Genomic DNA, 21,099 nt, shown 5'->3' on the forward strand with positions numbered 1-21,099 from the left:
GTAGAGATTAATAGGTTTTATAGCGCTTTTCTAGTATAATTACTGCCAGTTATACTTAAAGGAGCAGTTATAGAATGTGTGGTATTTTTGGTATCGTAAGTCAAGAAAACAACATCCTTCCTACATTATTGAAAGGTTTGGAACAATTAGAATATCGTGGTTATGATTCTGTCGGTATTGCCTTTTTGTCTGATAACAAACTTAAACGCATTCGCGCTGTAGGAAGAACTCAAAACCTCCTGACAGAAGCTGCTAATTATCAAAGCTCGATCGGTATTGGCCATACTCGCTGGGCAACTCATGGCGGTGTCAGCGTTGAAAATGCGCATCCTCATCAATCACATAATTTGATGATTGTTCATAATGGTATTATTGATGATTATGAAGCACATAAACGTCGTTTAATTGAAAAGGGATATCGATTCGATTCTGAAACAGATACTGAAGTACTTGCTCATCTTCTCCATGAAGCACAACAACAAGAGAAAGACCTACTTTCTGCCGTAAAATCGGTCATTGCCACCATCTCTGGCAACTACGCCTTTTTAGTGATTGATGAAAATAATCCTTCACAAATTATTGCCACAGCACAAGGTTGCCCACTTATTCTCGGCGTGGGTGAAAATGCGACCTATATTGCTTCTGATATTGCAGCTATTGTAAGTGAAACCAATCGCCTTATCTATCTTAATGCCGGCGATCTTCTTATTATGGGAGCAGGAAATATCCCTTACTTCCGTACACCTGAAGGAGTTGAGTTAAGCGCGAAAGAGATCGAAGCTAAAATTCATATTACTGATCTCACTATTGAAAAACTCGATATTGGTACTTACGAGCACTTTATGCTCAAAGAGATTTTTGAACAACCTGCTGTGATTGAAGCAACAGCACAATCTGCATTTAAAACGCAATTTGCGCCTGACATCTTCGGCGACCGAGCCGCGGAGATCTTCTCTAAAATTAAGCGTATTCAAATTTTAGCATGTGGCACCTCTTATTTTGCAGGTTTAGTCGCTAAATCTTGGTTAGAGGGCTTTGCAAAAATCCCCACAAGTGTTGAAATCTCTAGTGAATATCGTTATCGCGATATTATTATGGAAGAAGATACGCTTGTCGTGACTATCTCGCAATCTGGTGAGACACTCGATACCATTGAAGCGATGAATCATGCCAAGGAAAATGGCGCAATGGCAACTCTCTCAATCTGTAATGTTAAAGAGAGCGTTTTACCTCGTACAAGTGATTGTCGTTTCTATACGGAAGCCGGTATTGAAGTCGGCGTAGCCTCTACTAAAGCATTCACAACACAACTAGTAGCTCTCTATATTCTTGCTAATAGCTTAGCAAAACATCGGAATACACTGGATCAACCTACCTTATTGAGCCACTTACAAAAGTTGCATGAACTTCCTGCAATGATCATTCAGAGCTTTAATTGTCAAGAAGATGCAAGTCAATGGGGAACGCTCCTTATTGAAGCGAAAAGCGCTCTCTACCTCGGCCGAGGAATCCATTTCCCGATCGCGGCTGAAGGGGCTTTAAAACTCAAAGAGATCAGTTATATTCATGCAGAATCTTATCCTGCGGGTGAGTTAAAACATGGTCCGCTTGCGCTAGTAGATGAATATATGCCGATTATTGCGCTATTACCACACGATGCACTTTTTGAAAAGGTTCGAGCAAATCTGCATGAAGTCCTAGCTCGTAAGGGTCAGCTCTTTATCATCACAGATAGCAAAGAGCCGCTTGATGATCTGAAAGGTGCCCATATTATGCATGTACCAGAAGTGAGCGATAGCTTAAGCCCTATTCTATTGACGATTCCTGTACAATTAGTGGCTTATTATGCGGCATTAGTCCGTGGTGAAGATATTGATAAGCCAAGAAACTTAGCGAAGTCGTTAACTGTTGAGTAAATAAAGCGATCATTCGCTAATTTTTGAGAAGTTATAGTCAATTTGGTTTAAGAAAAAGGTTTTTTTAGTAGCTTACATGGGATTTTAAAAAGAACTTAGAAACTTACTAAACAACGCTTGCAAGATGCCGGATAGAACAGCTTCCTTGCTTCTTACAACCGATGCGCCGGCATTTAAATCAGCTTATTTTGAACCGATCTGACTATAAAAGCTACAATCAAAACCAAAGTCATTAAAAAACTCTACATTATCTATACAATGTAGAGTTTTTTATAATCTCATAAGAAAGAATCTATAAGTATAGTAAATTTGGTTTAAGAGAAATGGTTTTTAAACAGCTATTGTGGGGTTTTAAAAGAAGATAAAACCGTACTTGCAAGATGCCGGATATAACAGCTTCCTTACTTCTTACAACTGATGCGCCGGCATTTGAATAAGCTTATTTTGAACCGATATTACTATATCTATTGATTCCCTACTTCAACTTTCTGTGTAATATTTCACTATGCAATAGAGGCTTTCTTGCCCTCATCATCTACTGCTTCATTTTGCGCTGTATGTGGATTATGCCCTGGTTTATAAGGATCATGTGTTGCAGTGAGGTCGAGTTTTTCAAAAAGCTCTTTATCCGTAATTTGATCAGCATTAGGTGTTGTTAAAAGCTTATCACCATAGAAAATAGAGTTCGCGCCGGCCATAAAACAGAGTGCTTGCAACTCTTCACTCATGGTTTCCCGGCCTGCAGATAACCGCACCATCGATTTTGGCATCATTATTCTTGCTACCGCAATAGTACGTAAGAAATCAAAATCATCTACCGGCGTATTGCCTTCAAATGGCGTTCCTTGAATGGGAATTAGACGATTAATCGGTACGCTCTCCGGCGGTGTTCCCATATTCGCTAATTGCACCAACAGTGAAGCACGATCTCTCACTGATTCACCTAACCCGATAATGCCCCCTGAGCAGACTTTAATGCCAGCTTCTCGCACATAATCAAGCGTATCGAGACGATGTTGGTAATTATGAGTAGTTACAACACTCGCGTAGAACTCTGGAGAAGTATCTAAATTATGGTTGTAGTAATCAAGCCCTGCTTCCGCAAGTTCACCCGCTTGCTCAGCATTAAGATGCCCTAACGTCATACAAGTTTCTAGTCCAAGCCCTTTTACACCTCCGATCATCATTTTAATCATCGGCATATCGCGAGCTTTTGGGTTACGCCAGGCAGCGCCCATACAGAAACGACTTGCGCCGGTCTCTTTAGCCGCTTGAGCTTCTTCAATAACCTTTTCTACCGCCAGTAACTGCTCTGGTTCTAAACCAGTATCGTAACGTACACTTTGCGCACAATATTTACAATCTTCCGAACACTTTCCGGTTTTAATGGATAACAAGGTGCTCACTTGTACTTTCGTTGGATCAAAATTTTGACGATGTACAGTTTGCGCTTCATACAGTAGCTCAAAAAGTGGCTTTTCAAAGAGCGCTAATGCACGACCGATTGACCACTCATTGGTATAATATTCCATTATGTCTATTCCTCTATCTAGCGCTTAGTTGGCGCTTTTTTAAAATAAAACGTACTGATCTATCATAGGGGAAATAGATTTTTTGTGTGAATTTATTTTGGGCAAATAGTGGAAAAAGAGTGGAAATTAAATAATGCCACTGACACACTGCCCTTATGCACGTTGCAAATTTGCTTTTGATAGCACCGGCTTTTCAGCGAAACATTTCCGGCGATAGAGTGCATATCCTCTTGCTAATGCTAAAACTTCTAACAGTGCCATGTCAGAGAGGATTGTGGTTGCCGTAGGTTGTAACGTTAATTGTGTTGCAATAGTGTAATGCCCTAAACAGACCTTCTCTTGCTTTCGAGATTCCAGCCAAAGCGCTAAGACATCAGAACCCGGAACAGTTTGGAATGAAAGAATATAGTGAGAAGAAGTTAAAGGGAAAGTCGTTGAAATTGTCATTTTTTGAATCCTTTTTAGCTGAAGAGGGCCGCAATCAGGAAATCGCCCAGGATAAAATAATCTATAAGAATCAACAATCAATATTGAATCATCTTATTTATCACACGATAGTTTAAGATAACATAGTAGAAATCTAATTAGGAATCAATAGTCATTTATTCTTTCTCTGCGTGATATTGATCAATAATGCTTATTTTGAACCGGTCTTACTATAGTAAATTTGGTTTAAGAAAAATGTTTTTTATGTAGCTAGAGTGGAACTTCAAAAGAACATCAAACCGTACTAAATAGCGCTTGCAAGATGCCGGATAGAACATTTGCCTCACCTCGATCAGCCGATGCGCCGGCATTTTAACAAGCTTCTTTTGAACCGATCTTACTATATATTCAAAAATATGGTTACCCCGAGGCAGGAAAGAATGATCTCATTCTTCCAATATTCATATACCCGTAAAAAAGCAGTCACTCTTATCTGAATGACTGCTAATAATCTACACTCTTTAATACCGAACTCTAAATATCTTAAAATTTAGACCTTAAATATCAAAAATCTCATCTTCTGCATCATCTGTGACGCTGTTGAGACGATAATTGGTATTATCCATCTCTTGGTTTGCATTTTGTGTTTTATTAAGATCAAACCAGTTATCCATCCAAGAGAGCGGATTTTTTGCAATGCGTTTATAAGGATTCTCTAAACCTAAAAATTGGTAAAGATCTTGCGCATTCCAGAGAACCCATTCATTGAGTAGCATCTCATTCAGACCGACGATCGAACGCCCTTCGCTAAAGAGATAGCGGTTCCAATCAAATTCTTGATCAATCACACTTTTGATAATGGCGTAAATCTCTTCCTTATTCTCTTGCAATAATTCTACCCAGAATGGATCTTTGAAAAGGATCTCTAAAACTGCTTCGTCCATCATCACGTGAACTTGCTCATCTTGGGCAATTTTTTGTACTAACTTGGCAATGCCTTGGAAAATATTTTGCTCAGCGAGGGCAAAAGTACAAGCAAATGAACTCATAAACTCGATTTTCTCAAGACAATAGAGCGCAACAAATCCTTTTAATACCACTGATTTCAGCTCTCTTGATTCTCGATCAATTTTACCGAGCTTATAGAGTGAACCATAACGATCTAACTCATTAAAACAATCAACAACTGTTGTTGAACGATTTAAGACTTCATCGTTGCGCATCACTTCTTTAAAAACTTCTTGAGGATCAGAGATACATTGACGAATAATCTCTGAGTAAGTCAATGCGTGCAGATTTTCAATCTCTGATTGCTTTGAGAGCATCACCCACAATTCTGAGTTTGTAACAAAAGGAGCAAACAATGGCGCAACCGTACGGGAAGCGACTGAATCCAGTTCCCATTGGAATGCCAATGTTTTGACCATAATGTCATAGTTATTTTTAGAACAGTTGAGAAGATCCATTCTCGATTGCTCCAAATTCACCTCATCTTCCGTCCAGTCCATCGACTTTTGTAATTTATATAGATCAAATAACCGCGGATAAGGTGTGTTAATTGAATCATAGAGCGCAAGAGGCTCGCCTAAGAAGAGTGGATATTGACCTGTTTGCCAATTATCATTCTTCTGATTAAAAATTGATACTTCTTCCATTACTCATTCTCCTCTAAAACGGTAAAGTTGCTAAGGCTTCACCGAATTAAATCTCTATCTATTCTGTAACTATTAAGGCTGATTTTCAGCAGTATAGATCGATAGCGCTAACCTTTTCTAACCCTGCAATCACTAAATTAGAGCAAGTTACTTTAGGTTAACGCTTCTGACTATAGGGTGCAAGCACCACCGGCGCAGCTCTGATCTTCTACTTTCTCATAGCCTTCATGCACAATTCCGGAAGCACTATTGAGGTAATATCTTGTTTTACATCCTAATTTCATCATATAGATAAAGTCAGAGAGTAATTGTCTGCTTGAAATTGTCTGCTGGCTTTGCATATTTAAGTAGAGATCGGCACTAATCGCCTGCCCGGTGAACTTCTGAATAATAGCATACATCTCGATAAGATCTTTAGAATCTAAGTTCCAAGCTATATCATAGTACGGCGCTAAAGTATCCATATCAGGGGCAAGTAGTAAGTTTTTACCGGTTCCTGATGTCTTCATCACTTTCAAGTTCCGAATAGGATAGAGACCATTCGTTGTATTAGTAAGCTGTGAGCTCGATTCTACCGGCATCATCGCTTCTAATACAGAATGACGAATACCGCCTTGAGCAATAATCGCTTGACGCAATGCTTCCCAATCATAGAGCAATTCTTGATTATGGACTGTATCGACATTTTTATTATACGTATCAATCGGTAACCATCCTTCAGGATACTTAGTACGATCCATCCATTTCGCATTGCCCTTCTCTTGTGCTAAACGCAAACTCGCTTTATGCAAGAAATAAGAGTGACGCTCTGCGATCTGATGGATATAATTTTTACCTTCTCTTGAAGCATAACTTAATTTCTTCAAAGCCATTTCATGCGCAAGGTTTGTAATCCCGACACCAATTGAACGACGCGCTTGTGCTGTGGTCGCTAATGATGCAAATGGATACTCCATAATCTCAATTACATTATCGATCATCAAGGCGCAATAGTAAGCAACATCTTCATACTCTTCTTCTGATACGCGCCCAACCACAATCGAGGCTAATGAACAGAGACCAATTTCCCCAACAGGATCATCAGAATAGAGATCCATCATGCCGGTATAAGGTTTGGTAGGAAGTGCAATCTCTAAACAGAGGTTTGATGAATAGATCGTATCTTTAAATGGCGTATGACGATTCATCTCATCAATATAGGTGAGATAAATACGACCTGTTTCAGCGGCTTCAGTAAGCGATTTAATCGCAATATCACGCGCTTTTACAAGTGTTTTCTTCACAGAATCATCTGCTAATACGCGCTCATATTCTGCTTTAAAGGCTTCATAATCTTCACTGTAGAATAATTCATATAGCTTTGGCGCATAGAGTAAACTCACCAGCATCCAATCTTCGTTTCGCGCTACTTTTTCGACAAAATAACGATTCACGATCATGGCATAATCGATATCACGAATTCGTTTTTGGGTGATTGTCGTCGGATTTTTCAATACTAGTAGATCAAAGATTTCTGGATCTAATACATTAAAATAGACCGTTGCAGAACCGCCGCGAGATGCCTGCATATTAGCATGTACCGCTGATTGAATCATCCGGTAATAAGGTAATTTACCTTGATGCACAACACGTCCTTCTTTAACCGGATCCCCTTTTGAGCGTGTTAAAAGATGTGAACCAATACCCGCTGATGCACAAGTCATCATATACGCAATATGGTCACCCACTGAGAGACTTTTCACATTATCATCGGTTGTATAAACGCAACACGAAGCATAGCCTTTATGGGGGGTACGCATATTAATCAGCATTGGTGTCGGCGTATTGATCTTCAATTCATTAAGATAGCGATAGAGCTTAGCAATATCTTCCATCCGGCGTTCACGAGGTTGGTTTTGCATATTTTGCATCGCCATGCCCATAAACATAAATTGTGGTGATTCAAGACAAAGGCCCGTTACACGATTGCTAATAAGATAGCGATCTTTCATCTGACGTAATGTCGTGTAATTGTAGTTAATATCAATATTATGATCGATAATTGCTTCAAGCTCTTCAAGCTCTTCGCGATTATAATCCATCGCTTCCCAATGTTTTAGAGCGACCATACGATCATAAAATTCAGGTAAACTTGGAATTTGTCTAAAACCGCCAAAAGCTTCTTTATAGATTGTCCCAATTAAAAGACGGCCTGCCATTTTAAGGTGTTGATGATCTTCCCGTTCCACGCAGGCATCGATCATCGCTTTATGTAATTCTAACGTAGTGCAGCCATCGTAACATTTCCGATAAGCTTCAAGAGTAATAGGACTCCAATCAACCTCATAATGAGCAGCAAACTCTGCCCATTTATTCAATTTTTCGGCATCAAACTTTTCTCGCTCGCCATTGCTCTTTACTACGTAATTAATCATTTCAACACCCGCACCTATTATTTATTAACAATATGAAAATATTAACCCTAATCACTTATTAAGATTTTCTAATCACTAAAAAAACAAAAAATTCCCGCCCCCGTTTAGAACAAGAAATGGAAATTGTGCGTTCATTCTACAATTTTATTAAAAAGTGATGAGAGAATCTCAACCTTATTTAGGTCTGTTTACTATACCACTCTTCCCCCACCAAAGTAAGCGCAAGGAATATTCGATTCAGAACTTGAAAATCGGAAAAGATAGCAACTATAACCGCTTTCGACAACTTTTGTTTCTATGAAAATTTTCTAAAATAAATTACTTGTAATTTATGTTTTTACTAGGTAACAACGAAAGATCAAGGTTGTAAGGAATCGAGTTATCTAATCAAATTATCTAACCACGTAATGGATTATCAAGAGTGCAATGCAACCTCACATTTTTGAACATTCAATTGCATATTTGCAAAAGAGATCAACATATAACTAGGTTCACTACCCCCGCGAGGATAACGAATACTGCCGGGACTTAACAGCGTTACATCATCGGCATCGATTTGATTTGGTATATGCAGATGACCATGTAGCGCAATCGAAGCGCCTTCAGACCTAGCACGATTTATAACCGCTTCGGCGACATTCCGATAATCCGCAATATGCCCATGAGTAAGATAGATTCGTCTACCGGCAATTTCGATCACTTGTTCTAACGGAAATGAAACTCGTCCACCTCGTTGAATCCGATCATTATTCCCGGTTACCGCATAGATCGGTAAATCAGGATAGATATAGCTTAACTCAACAATCTCTTCAGCACCATCGCCGAGAAAAATAAGCCCCTCAATCTCATTGTAATGCTTTTTAACAATTTTCAGTACCGAATCCCCATCTCCGTGAGAATCGGATAGAACAAGTATTTTCATCATCTCTTGATCTCTTTGTTTCATTCGTTTTCTCCTCAATGTTTTTCTAATTTAGAGCGAAACAAAGATCTCAGTGCGATTAACGCCCTTTTTGCTGTCGGTGGTGGATTCGTCATCATCTCTTGATATGCTGACTCAAGATTACTTAAAAAACGCTCGGAAGCAGGACGGCCCGAAAAATCATCTAAGCTTGGGGAGAACTTGAGTCCTATGGCCTCACAAAAAGCTTTCTCTAAACCTTGCGGACGCGCTTCGACCTTTTCAAAGAGGATCTGCTCCTCTTCTGTACGACCACAAGGGAAATACCAATAGCCAAAATCATCAAGCATTCTACGGCGATTCCCGGCTAAACAATAATGCGAAAGCTCGTGTAACAAGCTTCGAGGATAATTACTTCTAAAGTAGAGAATCGCTTTTTGCTCCTCTTTGGCCGCCTCATAAAATGGCTCATCTGCACCGCCTTGAATCATTAAATCCGGAAAAGCATCCGCTAAAGTAGCAATCAATCGTGCGCATAACGTATCATCATCAAGCAATGGGATCGGAGTCATAGAAAAACCTCTCTTCTAAAAATCTAAACGAATATCTCTAAACGAACATCTAAACAAGAACAAAAATAAGGATGATTGACCTCTTTCAAAAGAAGTATTCATCTCCAAAATAGCACTATAATAAAATTATTTTATAGTAAGATCGGTTCAAAATAAGCTTATTCAAATGCCGGCGCATCGGTCGTAAGAAATAAGGAAGCTGTTCTATCCGGCATCTTGCAAGTGTTGTTTAATAAGGTTTTATATTCTTTTGAAAATCCGATACTGACACAGCTAAAAACCATTTTTCTTAAACCAAATTTACTATATATAGAGTATTTTATATTGGGTAAATAAAGGCTACATAGAATAAGCTACTTCTAAAAAATAATGCAGAAACCGTCGTCACAAATTCTACGCGATAATTTTATGGTATTACTACTTCTATTTTAAAAGAAAAGCCGTTAAGTTAAGAGGTTTACTTTTATCAATGAAGCAATTTTCAAATTAAACAATTTACACTTAATCATCGTCCAGTTCCCATCATCAACGAATAATCAGCAATAATAACATACCTACCGAGCTTAATACCCCCTATGACAACCTTAACCTCCACTCTTCCGCTCAATAATCGCCCGGCGGTGATTAAATTTTCTTTGGCGATGATTCTCTTTGGCTCTGTCGGCTTCTTCTCTCAACGAAGTAGTGTGCCGGCATTAGAACTGGTCTTTATCCGCTGCCTTTGTGCGACGCTTTTCCTTGGATTTTTCTGGTGGCAATCAGGGCAACTGCGCCGGGAAACTTGGTATCGCCCCGAAATGATTCGGATTGCGATCTGTGCTATTTTTCTAGTGCTCAATTGGCTCTATTTCTTTAAAGCGATTGAGGAATCCGGTGTCACAATTGCGATCTCAATCTATCATCTTGCCCCTGTCATTGTGATGATTCTCGGCGCTTTCATCTATCGCGAACGCTTAACCCTCATTGCCTTTATGGCCATTATCGGCTGTTTTGTAGGAACTTTAGCGATTGCTGAAATTAATCAAATTCACGCATTTGCCGAATTACTCTCTAAAGGTCTGATCTATGGGCTCTTATCGGCGCTCTTTTATGCACTCTTAACACTTACAGGGAAAGGATTTAAATATACCAGTTCCTATGCGATCACCACTATTCAAGTGGCTATTGGTACACTGTTACTCCTCCCTTTTGCCAATCTTACCTACTTTGAAAATCTCACTTGGCAAAATTGGCTCTTTATTTTTATTACAGGCTTTGTCCATACCGGCATTGTCTTCTATCTCTTCTTTGATTCAATCCGCACATTATCAACACAACTCATTGCACTATTAGTATTTTTAGACCCCTTAGTCGCTATTATGATGGATATTTTTATTACCGGTTTTATGCCGTCACTTGAACAGTGGATTGGAATTATTCTGATCTTTGCCGCAATGGCTTTGACGCTCATTCCTCATAAATCAAAGAAAATCATCCGAATTGAAACCGGTTCTACAACGGATCGTGCCTAAAAAAATATATAACATTATGTTATAATCAGTCACATTTATGGTAGATTCAATCGCCTACATTAGAGTACGGGCATTAAAGTTCATTTAGCACTACTACACAATAGCAAGCTATAGCATTACAATATATATGGATATAATAATATGATGGTACACTCTCAACGAGGTATGTTACTTCCTTTGATCTATCTCTTCGCGGCGATGATCTCTATTCAAGGGGGTGCAACAATTGCAAAGCAACTCTTCCCGATCGTCGGCGTTGAGGCTGTTACTGCTTATCGTTTAGGTTTTAGTGCTATTATCCTATTGATTATCTTTAAACCTTGGAAACGCAAACTTCAAGTGGGTTACCGGCGCTATCTACTATTTTATGGGATTGCCCTCGGTACGATGAATTTTCTCTTCTATCAAGCGATTAAAACGATTCCGCTCGGAATTGCTGTCGGGCTTGAGTTTACAGGCCCTTTAGCCGTTGCACTCTTTGGCTCTCGCCGGAAAATTGACTTTCTTTGGATTGGGCTTGTGGTTCTAGGGCTTTTAGCACTCATTCCCCTTGATGGCAGCAATGAGGATATTAATCTTAAAGGGGTCATCTATGCTTTAAGTGCCGGTGCTTGTTGGGCGCTCTATATTATCTTTGGGCAGAAAGCCGGCAATTATTACGGAACTGCTACTGTCGGTATTGGAGCGACAATTGCCGCACTGATCTATGTCCCTGTTGGAATTGCGGCCGGCGGCATCGGAATATTCGCCCCAGAACATCTTCCCTTAGCCATTACCGTGGCCGTACTGACCTCGGCACTGCCTTATGCCCTTGAGATGATGGCGCTCACACGAATGCCGGCGAAAACCTTTGGGACTTTAACGAGCTTAGAACCCGCACTCGCCGCTATCTTTGGCTTTATTATCTTAAGCGAGGTGCTCTCTGTCGTTCAGATTATCGGCATTATTGCGATTATTCTCGCATCCCTTGGTGCTTCGCTCTCTTCTAAACCCATTGAAACAGTGAAAACTTTAGATTAATCATAGTAATCATAGATAGCGCATAGGAATAAGCCAAATGCCTAATTTTGACCAAAACCAACAAGATACAACATCGCAGGCAAAGTCACCTTCAATCCTCCGGCGATTACTCAAGGTCATCGGGGCGATTGTACTGATTTTTCTACTCCTTTTGATGATGAATTATGTGGTTAAAAAAGGGGTCTCGCAGTTAATCGAATCAGGGGAAATTCCGGATAATATTGAGGAGATTACACTGTAATCATACGATTAATTAAAGCTATTTTTAAATGATTATCAAACCGTTTTTAAACCGTTTTCTAAATGCGGTTCCGATGTTTTTTACTACGCTTTTTTAATCTATTTTGAACTTTAAAAACTCATACTCTCCCACAAATATTTTTTAAAACAGCCCTCTTTCTGATATTTCAACGATAAAAGAGTTGACAAAAAAAGCGTACTCAATAAAATATTATCTATTATTAACAACCTGATTTTATCTATGTCTCTTTGTAGCCAACAGAAGTACAACCACTCCTCCCTCTTTATCGCCCGATTCTGCCTCTTGTGCTACCGGTGCGGTGCTACAATCTTCGACTAGTTTTTATCAGTGATCAAGATCACTGACCTCATCAACACTCTCTTAATCAGTAAATAAATCGTATTGATATTGATACAAAACTCAATGTCCCTTCAATGGTATCTACTATTCAATTCAACTGATTAAAAATGAGTGTTCTTCTGGGATAGGGCATTTTCCAATCCCAATTACTATCAAATTAGAACAATGTTGGTAGTAATACATCAAACTTTAATACCACGTTCAATAATGCTCCATTAGATATCATGAATATCACGGAACAGTATGTATCGAGACAACCTTGGTATTACATACATTATTTAAACGTGAACATTAACGTTAATTTCATTCAAGTTAAATTTGAATAATAGGTTTTATTATGAACAAAGCGTGGATCTATGTTGCTCTAACGTCTATTTTTGAGCTGATTTGGCTCTATGGTTTCAATGTTGCAAGTAGTTGGTGGCATTGGATTATTATCGGGATCTTCATTCTTCTTGATCTCAACTTCTTAGCTAAAGCGTGTGAAGGGCTGCCGACTGGAACGGTCTATGCCATCTTCGCCGCGAGCGGAACAGTCGGCACCGTATTAATGGATTATTTCCTCTTTGAGGAAGCAATTACCGGGGAGATGCTCTTCTTTATGGGGATTATCCTGATCGGTGTGATTGGGCTCAATATCTTTGATGTCAATACCAAGTTAGAAGAAGATAACGATCATTTAACAAAACAAGAAGATCAGCAACAACATAACGAGAGGAGAATTTAATATGGGACTTTCAGTTGCTTTTATTGGTTGGTCATTTGTTGCACTAGCGGCCGTTGCCGAGATGTTCGGTGTATTTGGATTAAGCGTCTATAGTCAAAGACGTAGCCTCATCAATGGGCTCTTCTATTACGGCGGGATTTTCGCCTCTTTCGCCCTACTCTACTACTCATTTCACTATCTGCCGATGAGCATCGCTTATACGGTATTTACCGGCATTGGTACGGCCGGCGCTGTAATTCTGAATATTGTACTCTTTAATGAGTCGAAAAATATTAAACGTATTTTAAGTTTAGTGGCGATTATTATCGGCGTTGTGGGCTTGAAATATGTCTCTAGCCATTAAGATTCTTATATAATAAATTTAGTTTAAGAAAAAATGGGTTAAGAAAAATGGTTTTTAAACAGCTATTGTGAGGTTTTAAAAGAACATAAAACCGTGCTAAACAACACTTGCAAGATGCCGGATAGAATGGCTCCCTCGCTTTTTACAGCTGATGCGCCGGCATTTAAATAAGCTTATTTAGAACCGATATTACTATACATCCCCAAAGATCCGTTTTAAACCAAAATCGATCACAATCAATCCCGTTGCAATGAGATAAAACTCATACAACGGGATTTTTATATCTCCTAATAGTCGTTATTCCGCGATATTAAGAAGACGCATTCCAGATAAACAGGCCTAATTGATAAGCAATATAGAGCATCATCAAGGCAATCAAGCAATTCAAAATTCGCCACGTCAAAGGCTTACTCAATACCGGCGCTAACCGGCTCGCGCCAAAACTCAAACTATAAAACCAGACAAATGAAGCAATCAAGGCACCAATCAGAAAAATCAATTTCTCCTCATACTGTAGTGTTGAAGCAAATCCTCCCAAAATCACAATTGTATCTAGATAGACGTGAGGATTGAGTAATGTAATTGCCAACGCACCGGCAATAACTTTCATTCGAGAGGGTCTTCCTATATACGGGATTGCTCGTAATCCTTCAGGATTAAGTGCAGACCGAAATGCTTGATAGGCGAAAAAGAGGATATAGAGTGCGCCGATGCCTGCCAAAATTTGTTGAATCCAGATATTCTCTGCCAGAAAAGTCCCAACACCTAATACACCTAAAGACATTAGGACAAAGTCACATAGAAAACAGACTGTTGCTACCCAGAAAGGATGATTCCCTTCTACACCTTGCCGCAATACATAGGCATTTTGCGCACCAATGGCGATAATTAACCCTGCAGATAGCAGTATCCCTTCTGCAAAAATCCCCCACATCTCTTTCTCCTTTAGTCCGTTCTCCGACGGCTATCGCTATCTACATCTATTATAGTAATGTTGGATCAAAATACGTCTGTTTAAATGATCTCTTATATTCACTTCTTCTAACTCTTCTACTTCTGATTAGGAATATAAGAAAATCTCCAAGAGTTGCCTCGTAACATTCAACGTTAGCTCTTGGAGATTATGCTCTAATCAATCTATCAGCTAGATCTAATAGTTAGATCGCTTTTGCTAATTGTTCGGCTAATCCGACATAGCTCGCCGGTTCTAAGGCTTTTAATGCCGCTTTTTCAGATTCCGCGAGCTCTAATGTATCGATAAAGGCACGCATTTCATCGAGATTAATCCGTTTACCGCGCGTAAATTCTTTGAGCTTCTCATAAGGATTTGCAATGCCATCTCGGCGCATTAAGGTTTGTACGGCTTCCCCTAATACTTCCACATTGGCATTTAAATCCGCTAATAGATTCTCAGCATTCACTTCTAATTTACCATGACCTTTTAAGAGGCTGCTAAATCCAATAAGCGTATAACCAAAGGCAGAACCAATACTGCGAAGTACTGTAGAATCACTCAAATCCCGCTGCATTCTTGAGATGGGTAGTTTCTCTGCAAAATGGCTAAAGAGCGCATTTGCAATCCCAAAGTTACCCTCGGCATTCTCAAAATCGATAGGATTGACTTTATGAGGCATTGTAGAAGAGCCTACTTCGCCGGCAATCGTTCTCTGTCTAAAGAAGTTATGACTAATATAGTTCCATACATCACGCGACCAATCGATTAAAATCGTATTAATGCGACTCATGGTATGGGCAAATTCTGCAATATAATCGTGGCATTCAATCTGTGTTGAGTATGGTGTAAAGGTTAATCCTAAATCATTTTCAATAAAATCTTCTGCAAATACCGGCCAATTGAACTCGGGATAAACCACTAAATGGGCATTGTAGTTCCCCACTGCGCCATTGATTTTTCCTAAATACTCTTGGTTTTTGAGCTGTCTTACTTGACGCTCTAAACGGTAAATCACATTAGCAATCTCTTTACCGAGCGTTGTAGGCGTTGCTGGTTGACCGTGCGTTCTAGAGAGCATTGGAATTGAAGCGAACTCATGTGCCATTTCGCGCATTGAGCCAATAACATCTTCTAACTGCGGGATAACCACATCATTAATGCTACTCTTGAACATTAAGCCATAAGAGAGATTATTGATATCTTCAGAGGTGCAAGTAAAGTGCGTAAATTCAGAAGAAGCCGCTAACGCTTCATGATTTTTTACCTGATTTTTGATCCAATATTCCACTGCTTTCACATCGTGATTGGTCGATTTCTCGATCTCTTTCACTGCCATCGCATCTTCAGGAGAGAAATTTTCATAGAGCGAAATGAGGAATTGCTTCGCTTTCTCATCAAAAGAGGGAATCTCTTTAAAATGAGGCTCTTCTGCTAACTTGATTAACCACTTGATTTCAACCATCACCCGATAGTGAATTAAGCCATACTCACTGACTTCACCACTTAATGCCTTAACACGACTTGCATAACGACCATCTAATGGGGAAATGGATAAAACAGAATGAATACTCATAAAATGCTGTCCTTTACTCAGTACAAATAGGGGTTGTCACTGCCGACCACAACAGCAAGATCCAACCTACAATAAAAAATAACCCACCTATGGGCGTGATAATACCAACATTTGTTAATTTAAAGAATGCAATAGCGTAGAGACTACCTGAAAAGAGTAATATCCCCACTAAAAACGCATAGCCTGCATAAAAGAGCGTCCGGCGTGTTTGCCAAATCCAAAGTAAAATCCCAACGCCTATAAGCGCTACAGAATGAAACATCTGATACTGTACCCCTGTTTGCCAAACGGCTAATTCTCTTGCACTTAGGCTATTCGCTAATCCGTGTGCGCCAAATGCGCCTAAAACAACTGCAAGCCCCGCAAATAATGCGCCAACTGCAATTAAAAATCGTCCAATGGTGCGTCCTTTCTCCAACTGTAATGACATTGCTCTACTCCTTATTGATCAAAGCTGCCTAATACTCAATATAAAATGACACTCGAACTTCTTATTAACTCATTTTAATGATTCCATTTTTCTGAAAGAAATCAGCGACTACTCTCAATTTCTCTCTTCATTTCCTATCAAAATCTATCTTACAATAAAAAGAAGATCAGAAGAAAACAACTTTCGAAAACAACTTTCAACAGAGACTTTATTGTAAATCACTCTCAATTATTCTAACCACTTAATTTTCTGTGTCCCTATTATCATTCCCTTGATGATTACGCTTTGTGATTACTTCTATCATTCGCTTTAAGCTGAAGCAATTTTGGCATCAGTGAGTAATGATTCAATAGGTGTCACATCAGGGCGCGCAATCACTGCTCGATCTTGATAGATGACGATTGGGCGCTCGATAATAATAGGGTTTGCTAGAAGATAAGCCATCTTCTCCGCTTCAGACCAAGTGAACCACTCAAGCGCTATTTTCTTAAAGGCTTCCTCTTTGGTGCGGATAATGCCATCAATTCCGACACCTAATTGCGCAAGGACTTGCTGAATCATCTCTGCAGTTAAAGGTATTTCAAGATAGTTGATCAGCTGATACTCAATACCTTTCTCGTCTAACAAAGCTTTCGCTGCTCTTGCCTTAGAACAATCACCGTTATAATAGATCTGCCACATAGATTCTTCTTCCCTCTTTTTATCCAAATTTTGTAATTTTCAAATTATTCATAGCCTAGCAGTTTTGGCCTATTTTGAGTAGCTGATCTCCCACCTTAAACTGCTTATTTTTATTGCATCTATTCTATTAATAGCCATTCTCACCCATTATCACGTATAGTAAATTGGGTTTAAGAAAAATGGTTTTTAAACAACTATTGCGGGATTTTAAAAGAACACAAAACCGCACTAAACAACACTTGCAATATGCCGGATAGAACTGCTTCCTTGTTTTTTTACAGTCGATGCGCCGGCATTTAAATCAGCTTATTTTGAACCGATCTGACTATAATATCACTCATACTCTATAGTGAATCATCTTGTTCGGGAATAGAGAGATAGAGCCAAGCATTACCGTCACTAATTTCGGCGGTTATAGCCGGTTCAATCGTTGATGTTATTGCACGATTTGAGTAGGTCAATCCTCTTCCTAGCGGTAGATCATAATCTGTTAAAGGCCACTGAACATTGGTCAGCGTCAATCCGCTTAGATCGGTCAAAGCGATCACACTCACAAGACTCCCCGCTTTTGCCGGAATGTGATAACACTTGTTAGGTTGTAGATAGTAGAATGATTGCCGACCATCGCTATGGTAAAACTGTAGCGATGGATATTGAAATGGATAGAAAAGGAGCGCCATCTGATGATCAATTCGTCCACCAATACCACCAATCAAGAGCACTTCCGATACACCGCACGCTATTGCGAGTGACAGCGCTAGCTCCGTATCTGTCTCATTTTTATCAGCAGGATAAGGAATCTTCGCCGAATATTTTGAAGAATCAATTTGTAAGTGAATACTCGAATCAAAATCACCAAGCCAATAATCAACGCCTTTTAACTGATCCGCTTTATCAATCCCTTTATCCACTGCGATCTGTAGAATGTCACCTTTATCTCTAAAAAATTGCGGAAAATCTCGCTCAATAGCCTCAAAATCCACAGCTCCCGGTAACAATAATATTGCCCGTGTATAATGCGTTTGAGATCGATTAGGTGCTATCGTCCCTGTTTCTAGCTTATCAAGCGCCATTTGATGAAATTGTTCTTCACTCAATTGTTCTTCACTCATATCAACCTATACTGATGCCTACGCTTTAGATAATGCCTCAATAACCCGACTTGGGGGAATATCACTGATCACATCCGAGCGTTTCTCATTGAAGATAATTGTCGTTAAGTCAGGATTGAGCGGTGCCCACTCCGGTGTTTTAAGTCGCATCAAAGCAATTACCGGTACATGCACGGCATTTGCTAAATGCATCACCGCAGTCTCTACTGAAATAATCAGATCACTCTCAGCAAGCATCGCCGGCAATTCAAAGAAATTATCTCGAGCACTAAAAGGAACCACATTTTGCAGATTCGCTGCTTGAATCATGGTTTCAATCTCAGCAAAAATCTCCGGCACACCATTAATAATAAAGAGCGCGTCTTGCCACTTCGGCAGTTGTTGCATCATGACAATGAGTTCAGAAACTTGGGTCAGCAGCCAAGAGCGGCGGGGATTTTTAGCAATATGATTGATAAAAACAATCTTCTGCCCTGTTTGATGCCCCCACGATTGTAATCTCTCTTTTGCATAATCTTGCCATTGCGCAGGAATCTCGACATAGGGATAACGTTCATCATCAAAGAGAATAATGCCGGCCATTTGTGCAAACCAATATGCGTAATCTTCACTAATATGATGACGCACTCCTTGATAAGGCTTAACCACTTCAATCGTTGCATCTACCGCTTTTTCAGACGACTTTTTCCCCCACTGATACCATTTATAATGCAGTGCCATCGCCATTGAAAACCCTGATTGTCCGGCAATATCTCGCGCAAGCGCTGCACCGCCTAATGAGGTTAAGGTCTCAATAGAGATCACAATCGGATATTCTTCCCGCTTTGCTTCTAAGATTGATTCTAAACGAAGATCCGGAGAATAATTGTCCCGATAAATCTTGCGGAAAAGAGGCGAGGCTTCTAACCAATCGTAGAGTGAGTATTGTTTGAGCGCTGGCCATTTAGCGCTATCTCTTGTACAGCGGACATCTTCGACAAAGAGATCAATCGCAATATGAGGATAAGCTGCTTTAAATGCCCGAAAACCATTTTGTAAATAGGTAAAATCACCAATCGCTAAATGCGCAATGAAGAGTACTTTATCCGCTTGAGCGAGCGTCTCTGCCGGAATTTTGCCTAACAGTAAGCTACGCGTCATCGTAATATGAGGCTCACCATCTTCTAAAAATTCTTCCCCCTCTGCCACAAAGCCATATCGCTCATAAAAGCCCTTTGCATGTGTTTGAGAATGTAAAATGACTCGATGACTGAGTGCTAAAGCGGCGCATTTTTTGAGTGCTTCCCTAAGCATCAATGCTCCAAGGTTTTGCCCGCGAAACGCTTTGAGGATCGCAACTCTTCCGATCTGATAATCCCCCTCTTCATTGAGGAAAAAACGTAATGTACCAACAGGAACCGATTTACCAGGCTCAATCGACACAGTTTCACTACAGTCCGTCACTGTTGAGGGCTGATAGAGCACTAATTGCCAAGATTCTTTATCGAGCGCATCATGATCAATCTCTGCTGCAAAACCTTGCTCTTGTGTAAATACTGCATCACGAACTGAAAGCGCATCTTGAAAAGTGGGCGCTTCTTCCCCTTTTATCCACGTCAATTCCATCTCTATCCCCCTTGATAATAATCCTTTAATCCTACCAAAATTGCCTACTTTTTGCAGTTTAAATACGATTTACGTTGAAAATCTGTATAATTAGTCCATATGTGTGAATTTCGTGAATATCATTTCACAAGCGACATAAATAATTAACCATAACAAATTTAACCATAACAAATCATTGAGGTATCAATATGAGTTTTGAGAAAGTTCCTGCGGCTAATGATTTAGCAAAAATCACCGAAGATTTTAACTGTGTAATCGAGATTCCAGCTGAATCTGATCCTGTTAAATATGAAGTTGATCACGATACAGATGTGATCTGGGTTGACCGCTTTGTCGGTACGAATATGCGTTACCCTGCAAACTATGGTTTTATTCCTCACACACTTTGTGATGATGGTGATCCATTAGATGTCTTAGTCGTTACGCCATTCCCATTAATCCATGGTTCTGTGGTTCGTTGCCGTCCTTTAGGCGTACTCAATATGACGGATGAATCCGGCGGTGATGCTAAATTAATCGCAGTGCCTGTGAACAAACTCTGCCCAATGTATGAAGATATTCAGGAACTCGATGATCTTCCTAAATTACTCGTACAACAAATCGAATTCTTCTTCCAAAACTACAAAGGTTTAGAGAAAGGCAAATGGGTTAAACTTGCAGGTTACGGCGATAAAAAAGCAGCTGAGCAAGAGATCTTAAACTCACTTGAGTTGTTTAATAAAAAGAATAGTTAATTATTGAATTGGCTAGAAGTCAATAACTGTCGATAGGATTAATCCGATTAGTCCGATTAATTAATATCGGTATACAACATGAATGATTGAAAAAGGGGGATACAGTTTATGGCTGCATCCCCTTCTCTTTTTTGTAGAGTAAATTTGATATCAGAAAAATGGTTTTTAAGTACCCATGTGGGATTTTAAAAGAAGATAAAACCGTACTAAATAACACTTGCAAGATGCCGGATAGAACAGCGTCCTCGCCTCTATCCACCGAGGCGCCGGCATTTGAATAAACTTATTTTGAATCGATCTTACTATTCTATATTTATTCATGGCATAAAAAAATAGCCACTATTTCAACAGTGACTATTTTTACTATATTGCGACTAAGTACTCAGTCTAA

The 21,099-nt window shown here is 39.6% G+C and carries 19 protein-coding genes; 7 read left to right on the forward strand and 12 right to left on the reverse strand.

Annotation, left to right across the window (positions count from 1 at the left end; genetic code table 11):
• Nucleotides 1-74 precede the first annotated feature (74 nt).
• The gene (glmS, locus tag WMO13_RS06940; RefSeq protein ID WP_026878461.1) at nt 75-1,916 is read left to right on the forward strand and encodes a glutamine--fructose-6-phosphate transaminase (isomerizing); all 1,842 of its coding nucleotides are present in this window, start codon (nt 75-77) and stop codon (nt 1,914-1,916) included.
• Between the two features lie 503 nt (nt 1,917-2,419).
• Here glmS and bioB read toward each other — a convergent pair.
• From bioB to WMO13_RS06970, 6 genes are all read right to left on the reverse strand, one after another.
• Nucleotides 2,420-3,448, reverse strand: a complete 1,029-nt coding sequence (bioB, locus tag WMO13_RS06945) for a biotin synthase BioB (RefSeq protein WP_084331424.1) — start codon at nt 3,446-3,448, stop codon at nt 2,420-2,422.
• A gap of 153 nt (nt 3,449-3,601) precedes the next feature.
• Nucleotides 3,602-3,895 carry a hypothetical protein gene (locus WMO13_RS06950; RefSeq protein WP_026878460.1) on the reverse strand — a complete coding sequence of 98 codons (294 nt, stop codon included), beginning with the start codon at nt 3,893-3,895 and terminating at the stop codon, nt 3,602-3,604.
• Nucleotides 3,896-4,431: 536 nt separating this feature from the next.
• The gene (locus tag WMO13_RS06955) at nt 4,432-5,529 is read right to left on the reverse strand and encodes a ribonucleotide-diphosphate reductase subunit beta (protein WP_026878459.1); all 1,098 of its coding nucleotides are present in this window, start codon (nt 5,527-5,529) and stop codon (nt 4,432-4,434) included.
• Between the two features lie 170 nt (nt 5,530-5,699).
• Entirely contained in the window at nt 5,700-7,943 is a 2,244-nt protein-coding gene (locus tag WMO13_RS06960) for a ribonucleoside-diphosphate reductase subunit alpha (RefSeq protein ID WP_026878458.1), read from the reverse strand.
• A 415-nt stretch (nt 7,944-8,358) separates the two neighbouring features.
• Nucleotides 8,359-8,889 carry a YfcE family phosphodiesterase gene (locus WMO13_RS06965; RefSeq protein ID WP_026878457.1) on the reverse strand — a complete coding sequence of 177 codons (531 nt, stop codon included), beginning with the start codon at nt 8,887-8,889 and terminating at the stop codon, nt 8,359-8,361.
• Nucleotides 8,890-8,900: 11 nt separating this feature from the next.
• Entirely contained in the window at nt 8,901-9,416 is a 516-nt protein-coding gene (locus WMO13_RS06970; protein WP_051396114.1) for an elongation factor P hydroxylase, read from the reverse strand.
• A 575-nt stretch (nt 9,417-9,991) separates the two neighbouring features.
• Between WMO13_RS06970 and WMO13_RS06975 the strand changes: the two genes are divergently transcribed.
• The 5 genes from WMO13_RS06975 to WMO13_RS06995 all read left to right on the forward strand — a co-directional run bounded on the left by WMO13_RS06975 (nt 9,992) and on the right by WMO13_RS06995 (nt 13,618).
• Nucleotides 9,992-10,927, forward strand: a complete 936-nt coding sequence (locus tag WMO13_RS06975; protein WP_051396113.1) for a DMT family transporter — start codon at nt 9,992-9,994, stop codon at nt 10,925-10,927.
• A gap of 141 nt (nt 10,928-11,068) precedes the next feature.
• Entirely contained in the window at nt 11,069-11,947 is an 879-nt protein-coding gene (gene rhtA / locus WMO13_RS06980) for a threonine/homoserine exporter RhtA (protein ID WP_026878455.1), read from the forward strand.
• A 37-nt stretch (nt 11,948-11,984) separates the two neighbouring features.
• On the forward strand, nt 11,985-12,188 hold the full coding sequence (locus WMO13_RS06985; RefSeq protein WP_026878454.1) for a hypothetical protein: 204 nt from the start codon (nt 11,985-11,987) through the stop codon (nt 12,186-12,188).
• Nucleotides 12,189-12,885: 697 nt separating this feature from the next.
• Nucleotides 12,886-13,275 (forward strand): DMT family transporter, encoded by a 390-nt coding sequence (locus tag WMO13_RS06990; protein WP_211240387.1) that lies wholly within the window; start codon nt 12,886-12,888, stop codon nt 13,273-13,275.
• Nucleotide 13,276: 1 nt separating this feature from the next.
• Nucleotides 13,277-13,618, forward strand: coding sequence for a DMT family transporter (locus tag WMO13_RS06995; protein WP_034855330.1), 342 nt, complete (start codon nt 13,277-13,279; stop codon nt 13,616-13,618).
• A 310-nt stretch (nt 13,619-13,928) separates the two neighbouring features.
• Here WMO13_RS06995 and WMO13_RS07000 read toward each other — a convergent pair whose 3' ends face one another.
• The 6 genes from WMO13_RS07000 to WMO13_RS07025 form a co-directional block, all read right to left on the reverse strand.
• Nucleotides 13,929-14,552 (reverse strand): LysE/ArgO family amino acid transporter, encoded by a 624-nt coding sequence (locus WMO13_RS07000; RefSeq protein ID WP_026878452.1) that lies wholly within the window; start codon nt 14,550-14,552, stop codon nt 13,929-13,931.
• Between the two features lie 223 nt (nt 14,553-14,775).
• Nucleotides 14,776-16,146, reverse strand: a complete 1,371-nt coding sequence (gene purB, locus WMO13_RS07005) for an adenylosuccinate lyase (protein ID WP_026878451.1) — start codon at nt 16,144-16,146, stop codon at nt 14,776-14,778.
• Between the two features lie 13 nt (nt 16,147-16,159).
• Nucleotides 16,160-16,576, reverse strand: a complete 417-nt coding sequence (locus tag WMO13_RS07010) for a DUF423 domain-containing protein (protein WP_034855328.1) — start codon at nt 16,574-16,576, stop codon at nt 16,160-16,162.
• Between the two features lie 309 nt (nt 16,577-16,885).
• The gene (locus tag WMO13_RS07015; protein ID WP_026878449.1) at nt 16,886-17,257 is read right to left on the reverse strand and encodes an ArsC/Spx/MgsR family protein; all 372 of its coding nucleotides are present in this window, start codon (nt 17,255-17,257) and stop codon (nt 16,886-16,888) included.
• A gap of 344 nt (nt 17,258-17,601) precedes the next feature.
• Nucleotides 17,602-18,369, reverse strand: a complete 768-nt coding sequence (locus WMO13_RS07020; protein ID WP_051396111.1) for a thiamine diphosphokinase — start codon at nt 18,367-18,369, stop codon at nt 17,602-17,604.
• An 18-nt stretch (nt 18,370-18,387) separates the two neighbouring features.
• The gene (locus WMO13_RS07025) at nt 18,388-19,974 is read right to left on the reverse strand and encodes a GNAT family N-acetyltransferase (RefSeq protein WP_051396110.1); all 1,587 of its coding nucleotides are present in this window, start codon (nt 19,972-19,974) and stop codon (nt 18,388-18,390) included.
• A gap of 188 nt (nt 19,975-20,162) precedes the next feature.
• On the opposite strand from WMO13_RS07025, the gene ppa reads away from it, so the two are divergent.
• Nucleotides 20,163-20,708 carry an inorganic diphosphatase gene (ppa, locus tag WMO13_RS07030; RefSeq protein WP_026878447.1) on the forward strand — a complete coding sequence of 182 codons (546 nt, stop codon included), beginning with the start codon at nt 20,163-20,165 and terminating at the stop codon, nt 20,706-20,708.
• The last annotated feature ends 391 nt before the right edge of the window (nt 20,709-21,099 follow it).

This window comes from Ignatzschineria larvae DSM 13226 (genome assembly GCF_038500265.1).
GTDB lineage: Bacteria > Pseudomonadota > Gammaproteobacteria > Cardiobacteriales > Wohlfahrtiimonadaceae > Ignatzschineria > Ignatzschineria larvae.